This window comes from Actinosynnema sp. NPDC023658, assembly GCF_040639995.1.
Lineage (GTDB): Bacteria > Actinomycetota > Actinomycetes > Mycobacteriales > Pseudonocardiaceae > Actinosynnema.
The window spans coordinates 1-6,270 of the sequence record NZ_JBFAAX010000338.1; the positions used below are offsets into that span (position 1 = coordinate 1).

Below are 6,270 nucleotides of genomic sequence, written 5' to 3' on the forward strand. Positions count from 1 at the left end.
CCAGGGTGCGCGCCCCGGGCGTCGTCAAGCCTTCGGTGGCGCCGTCGTTGTTCACCGCGCTGCCGCGGATCACGCAGTACACGCGGTCACCGTCGGCCAGCGCCGCGGACAGCGGCTTGAGCAGCACCAACCCGCCGCCCTCACCGCGCGCGTAACCGTTCGCCCGGGCGTCGAACGCGTACGCCCGTCCGTCCGGTGACAGCCCGCCGAACCGCGCCGCGGTCAGGGTGCTCTCCGGGACCAGGTTCAGGCTCACCCCGCCCGCCAGCGCGAGATCCGACTCACCCCGCCGCAGGCTCTCACAGGCCAGGTGCACCGCCACCAGTGCCGAGGACTGCGCGGTGTCCACCGCCATGCTCGGTCCGCTCAATCCCAACGCGTAGGACAACCGGTTGGCGATGACACCCCGGTTCAGGCCGGTGTTGGTGTGCGCCGTGATCAGGCCGTGCCGATCGGTCAGCCGGGCGTAGTCGTCCCAGCAGGCGCCGACGAACACACCGGTAGCGCTCCCCGCCAACGCGGCCGGAACGATGCCCGCGTCCTCGACCGCCTCCCACCCCAGTTCCAGCACCAGGCGCTGCTGCGGATCCATCGCCTCCGCCTCGCGCTCCGGGATGCCGAAGAACGCCGCGTCGAACCCCTCGACGTCTTCGAGGAAACCCGCCCGCGAGGGCAGTTCCGGGTACGCGGCCCACCGATCGGCGGGCGGCGTGCCGAGCGCGTCCACGCCGTCGCGCAGCAGGCGCCAGAACTCCTCCGGGGAACGCGCCCCCGGCAGGCGACAGGACAACCCGACGACGGCGACGGGCTCGTCCTGGCGGGTGGTGGCACCGGACTGGCCGGGCATCATGGGCTGGTCGAGCATCGTCACGCTGCCCTCTTTCCGCCTGGGCGAGGATGGGCTGCCAGCCTCGGTCACCCGGCTAAGCGGAACTTTCGGGCAACCTAAAGCGAACCTTGGACCCGCCACCCCCGTCCCCGCGGACCAACCGAACCGAGATCACCGCGCTGACGAGCACCGCAGCCCCGACCTCGCCGTGGTTGCCCAACGCGACGGCCGGGGGCGGCCAGTTCGGCCCACGTCGAGACCCTCGGCCGGCGTTGTGCGTCCTCGAACCGGATCCAGTTGCGCAGCGCCTCTGGTTGACCCCAGATCCTCGACCACCGACTTGATCGTCACGCCCGGTCGGGACCGGTAGAGCGCGACCGCCTCCGCTCGGAACTCCAGTCAGCTTCGAGCCTGCTGGACGGGAACCGCGGCTCCCGGGGCCGGCGTGCCGGGCTCGCGGCGGCGCGGGGTCCACAGGCCCGCGATCGCGCCGAGCACGGACATCACGGCCGCGCCCGCCATTGCCGGGGCGAACCCGACGCTGAAGGCTTCCGGTGACGCGTAGCTGCCGACGGTCGCGAACACCACCGCGAGGATCGCGATCCCGAAGCTGCCGCCGAGCTGGCGCAGCGTGTTGAACACACCGGCGGCCGCGCCGACGGCGGCCGGGGGAACGGCCCCGATGACGGCGTTCTGGGCCGCGGGCATCGCGAGCGAGATGCCGCAGCCCGCGATCATGAACGGCAGGATCATCGCGGGGTAGTCCAGGTCGGGAGCCGCGATCAACGAGATCCACCCGTACCCGACCGCCTGTAGGACGAGTCCGCCGACTATCAGCGGCCGCTCACCTATCCGATTGATCATCGCGCCCGCGAACCACGAGACGACGAACACCGCTGCCGTCCACGGGGCCAGGCGGATGCCGGCCGCGAGCGGTCCGTAGCCGAGCGTCGTGTGCAGGAACTGGGCCAGGAAGAACACGGAGCCAAACGTCGCGGCATAGAGCAGGAATCCGGAGAGGTTCCCGGCTGAGAAGGCGGCTGACCGGAAGAAGCGCATCGGCAGCATCGGCTCGTTGACGCGCAGTTCCCAGAGCACGAACGCGATCAACAGCACCGCGCCCGCCACCAGCATCCCGCTCACCTCCAGGCTCGCCCAGCCGACGGCGTTGCTGCGGATCAACCCCCACACCAGGCCGAACGCCCCGAGCGTCACCAGGGCGAGCCCACCGAAGTCCAGCCGCCGCGCCGCGCCCCTGCTCTCCTCGATCCGGGCGGCGGCCAGCGGGATGAGCACCAGGCCGATGGGGACGTTGAGCCAGAAGATCCACTGCCAGTCCAGGCCCTGCGTGACCGCGCCGCCGACGAGCGGACCGCCGAGCGTGCCCAGACCCGTGACGCTGCTGAACACCCCCAGTGCCTTGGCCCGCTGAGGTGGCGGGAACGCGACGCTGAGCAGCGCCATGGCCTCCGGCATCACCATCGCCGACCCGATCCCCTGCGTGGCCCGTGCGGTGATCAGCAGGCCGCTGCTCGGGGCCAGCGCGCAGGCGACCGACGCCAGGGTGAACAACCCGAGACCGACGAGGAACAGCCGCTTGCGGCCGACCCGGTCGCCGAGCGCCGCCGCCGGCATGAGCAGGATCGCGAAGCTCAGGGTGAACGCGTTGACCGTCCACTCCAGTTGGTCGATCGACGCGCCGAGGTCGATCCGGATGGTGTTCAGCGCGGTCATCACGACCAGGCCGTCCAGCACCACCATCAGCGAAGCCACCGACACCAGTGTCAGGACCCAGCGCTGCGCCGAGGTCATCGACGCCTTCGTGCCGTTCGCGTCCACTCAGTCCTCCCGTGACGAGTCTGCGGCTTCCGTCGTAACTCCGGCCGGCGGTGGCGAACCCACTGCCGACGTCGGGACCTGGTCCACGGCTAGCCGACCCGGCCGGTCTCGCCGCCGGCCGGCCGGTAGGTCAGCACCGCGACCCCGCCCGGCAGCACGCCGGTTCCGACGAGGTCGAGGTCCACCCGCGGGTCGCCGTCGTCGAACAGGCCGGTGCCCTTCCCGAGCACCACTGGGTGCAGCATGATCCGGTACTCGTCCACGAGGTCGTGCCGCTGGAGGGTCTGCACCAGCGACGGTCCGCCGTAGACGACCAGGTCCTGGCCGGGCTCCTGCTTCAGCTTGGCCACGCCCTCCGCGACGTCGCCGCCGCCGAGCAGGTGGGAGTTCCCCCACTTCAGATCGGTGAGCGTGGTCGACGCGACGTGCTTCGCCATGCTGTTGATCTTGTCGCCGTACGCGATCTTCCCCAGTCGCGGCGGCCAGATCGCGGCGAAGACCTCGTAGGTCCGGCGGCCGATGATCAGGCCGTCGCTGTTCGCCAGCAGGTCCGAGTGGTACCGCGCGATATGCTCGCTGTCGTGCGGGGCCGCCCACTCCTGTAGGGCGTCCACCCTGCCGTCCAACGTCATGTACATCGAGACGATCACTTTGCGCATGTCGGGTGATCTCCTGGTCCGGGCGTGCGGTCGGCTGAACTCGCGGCGGGCGGGCGCAGCGGGCTGGTGCCGTCACAGGTACATACTCGGAACGGTCCACAGATTCGTCGGTCGCGCGGCGATGAGTTTCGCGAGTCCGTCGGTATGTATGTGTGTCAGGTCCCACGCGTGCGACGGAGGACGAAGTGACGGCGCCGCCCAGCGAGTCCGCGGTCCAGGCTGATCCGCGCCGGCCAGAGCTGCCGGCGCACTGCCGGCGAATGCTCGGCTCGGTGCACGACGCCGAGGACCTGCTCCAGGAGACGATGCCGCGCGCGTGGAAGTCCTACGACCGGTACGGCCCGACCCGCGCCGGGCTGCGCACCTGGCTCTACCGGATCGCGACCAACGCCCGCCCTGCCGCGCTCGAGCAGCGCAGCCGCCGTCCGCTGCCGACCGGGCTCGGCGCACCGCCCAGCGACGACCCCGACCAGCCGCTGGTCGTACCGAGCCCTGGTCGGGCGGTACGCCGTCGCGTTCGAGAACGCCGACCTGCCCGAAATGGAGAAGATGCCGACCGAGGACGCGGTGCTGGAGATGCCGCCGTTCGCGACCTGGTACGCCGGGCGGGAGATGCACGTCCGGTTCATCGCGCGGGTCCTCACCCTGCGTGGCACGGACTGGCGGAGGGTCCCGGCGAATGCGAACGCACAACGCGGGCCGGCCGCGTAATCACGCACCCAGGACGGCGCGTACACCCCGCGGAACCTCCATCTCTTCACCATGACTGAATCGGGCATAAGCCGCACCACCGTGTTCCAGGACAGGGGTTGCCCGACATAATCGGCTTGCCCGGCAGGATTAGTCGAACGGATCAGCAACCACGAAGAAGACGAGGTGCGGACAACTCCCTAGATTGATTTCATGCAAACCACCAGCAATGATTCGGTGACCGATCGCCAGCTCATCGTCAAGGCGGCTATCGCCCGCTTCTTGAAGCAGGGTCTGCCGGTGACGACGATGGCCGACATCATCGAGGAGTCGGGCCTGTCGCCCGACGTCGTCCTGGGTCACTTCCCGGCGAAGAACGACATTATGCGGGTGCTCGGCAACGCGAACACGGTCACCGCGACCGGGGCGCTCCGCGAGATGCTCAAGGAAAGTCCGCTGCCCCCGGTCGACGAATTCGTGGGCCGACTCGCAGTGTTCTTCGAGAAGAGCGTGGAGAGCGGCGACCCGGTGAGCGTAACCCCGCAGGGCTGGGGCGTCGCGCTGTACGATCCCGAGGTCAACGCCATCATGACCGAGGTGGTCGCCTCGCTGCGGGACGCGTGGATCGAGGTGGCCGAGCGCATGGTGGAAGAGGGTCGACTCCCGGCCGAGGCGGACCCGCAGGACGTCGGACGGACATTCTTCTCCCTCTTCCTCGGGTTCATGCTGCAAAGTCTCCTCGGCGACGTGAAGGCCGACCACCTGCGCCGCGCGCTGCACGCCGTGCTCCGCTGACACCCGTTTTCCCGCCATTATCGACAAGGAGGCCCCCATGACAGGCGCAGTGCCGACCACGTCCGAGGCGCAGTTGACTTTCGTGCTGGTGCACGGTGCTTTCCAAACGGGGTCCGCGTGGGCGGACGTGGCCGCCGCGCTGCGCGGGCGAGGACACGTCGTCCACACGCCGACAATCGCCGGGCACGGCCCGAACGCGCAGCTGGACCTCACCCACGCCGACGCCGTGGATTCGCTCGTCGCGTACCTCCGGGAAAACGATCTGTCGGACGTGGTGCTGGTCGGGCACTCGATCGCCGGCACGTTCATCGCGAAGGCCGCGGAAGAGGTTCCCGAGCGGATCAAGCGAGTGGTGTTCCAAAACGCCGTGGTGGCCGCCGACGGCAACGCGTTGGCCGAGGAGTTCCCGCCGGAAATGGCCGCCGTCTTCGGCCACGTCGACCCGGCGCAGGGCTTCATCCTGCCGTTCGAGGTGGTGCGCGAACGGGCCTGCAACGACGTCGACCTGGCGACCGCCACGAGGCTGTACGCGGAGATGTCCCCGATCCCGGTCGCCTACATGACCGACCGCCTGAACCTCGAGGTCTTCTACGACCTGGTCGGTACGGGCAAACTCCGGACCAGCTACGTGAACGCGGTCAACGACATCGCCATGCCGCCGGGCGAACACGCTTGGTTCCCGCGCTTCGCCCATCGCCTGGGCCCGCTGTGCCGCATCCTGCAACTCGAAGGGGCGCACTACGTGATGACCACGCGGCCCGAGGAACTGGCCGAGACGCTGGTCCAAGCCGGCCGCGACTGACCCTGCCGATCCGCCGACAGGGCCGCCAGCGTCGTCGGCCCTTCGCGCGCTCGCGTGCTGGCCCCGGTAGTTCCGTGGCGACATCGCCCTGCCTTGGGCTCGGGCACTTCCAGCCGTTGATCCCGTTCGCCACGGCGGTGCGGCTTTGGCCCCGACCGATGAACACCGCAGCAGGCCCGGCACCCACCGCGCACAGAGGGAAGGTGGGTACCGGGCCTTCGTCGGCACCCGACGCCGGGCGCGGGCTATCGCGTCGGGCGGGGTCGACGGCCGGCCGGTGGCGGGTCGGCCGTGCCTGTGCTGTCGAATCGGACGTTGGGGCGTCGGGTGAGTCGCACCAGGTGTTCGATCTGCTCGCCCGCCGGAGCGGTACTCGGTGACGAGCGCTTCCCCGAGGTGTACGAGACGGGCTGGCGGCTAACCGCGACCGACGCGCCGGCTCGGGTTGATCCGGCGCTGTTCGGGTAAGGAAACGGGGCGCGGAGCTGAGAGCCTGGATGTGGCCCGTTCGGCGGCATCCCGTACGCCGTCCAGTCCACGTGTAAGAACCGTGAAAGGTCTGTGCATCGTCGTCTTGCTGCACTTCGCCCGGCAACTGCCTTGGCTGGGGTGGAGGACAAGATGACGTGGCGAAGAAAGCCACTCGCGCTGGTCGC

6 protein-coding genes and 1 pseudogene are annotated in these 6,270 nt (G+C 69.7%); 4 read left to right on the plus strand and 3 right to left on the minus strand.

Features of this window, described 5'->3' with window-relative positions; all coding sequences use genetic code 11:
* The 3 genes from AB0G02_RS25760 to AB0G02_RS25770 form a co-directional block, all read right to left on the minus strand.
* A partial coding sequence (locus AB0G02_RS25760) for a polyketide synthase (RefSeq protein WP_360798250.1) occupies positions 1-865 on the minus strand: 865 nt, incomplete at its 3' end.
* A 363-nt stretch (positions 866-1,228) separates the two neighbouring features.
* A complete protein-coding gene (locus AB0G02_RS25765; protein ID WP_360798242.1) occupies positions 1,229-2,668 on the minus strand; it encodes a DHA2 family efflux MFS transporter permease subunit in 1,440 nt (479 codons plus the stop codon).
* A gap of 89 nt (positions 2,669-2,757) precedes the next feature.
* Entirely contained in the window at positions 2,758-3,327 is a 570-nt protein-coding gene (locus tag AB0G02_RS25770) for a dihydrofolate reductase family protein (protein WP_360798244.1), read from the minus strand.
* Positions 3,328-3,587: 260 nt separating this feature from the next.
* Here AB0G02_RS25770 and AB0G02_RS25775 point away from each other — a divergent pair.
* The 4 genes and pseudogenes from AB0G02_RS25775 to AB0G02_RS25790 all read left to right on the plus strand — a co-directional run.
* Positions 3,588-3,683: pseudogene (locus AB0G02_RS25775) on the plus strand (sigma factor); the annotation flags it as partial.
* Positions 3,684-3,867: 184 nt separating this feature from the next.
* Complete coding sequence (locus tag AB0G02_RS25780; RefSeq protein ID WP_360798252.1) at positions 3,868-4,038, plus strand: hypothetical protein; 171 nt, start codon at positions 3,868-3,870, stop codon at positions 4,036-4,038.
* A gap of 192 nt (positions 4,039-4,230) precedes the next feature.
* Positions 4,231-4,812, plus strand: a complete 582-nt coding sequence (locus tag AB0G02_RS25785) for a helix-turn-helix domain-containing protein (protein ID WP_360798246.1) — start codon at positions 4,231-4,233, stop codon at positions 4,810-4,812.
* Positions 4,813-4,849: 37 nt separating this feature from the next.
* Positions 4,850-5,614: an alpha/beta hydrolase gene (locus AB0G02_RS25790; RefSeq protein ID WP_360798248.1), complete on the plus strand. Its 765-nt coding sequence runs from the start codon at positions 4,850-4,852 to the stop codon at positions 5,612-5,614.
* The last annotated feature ends 656 nt before the right edge of the window (positions 5,615-6,270 follow it).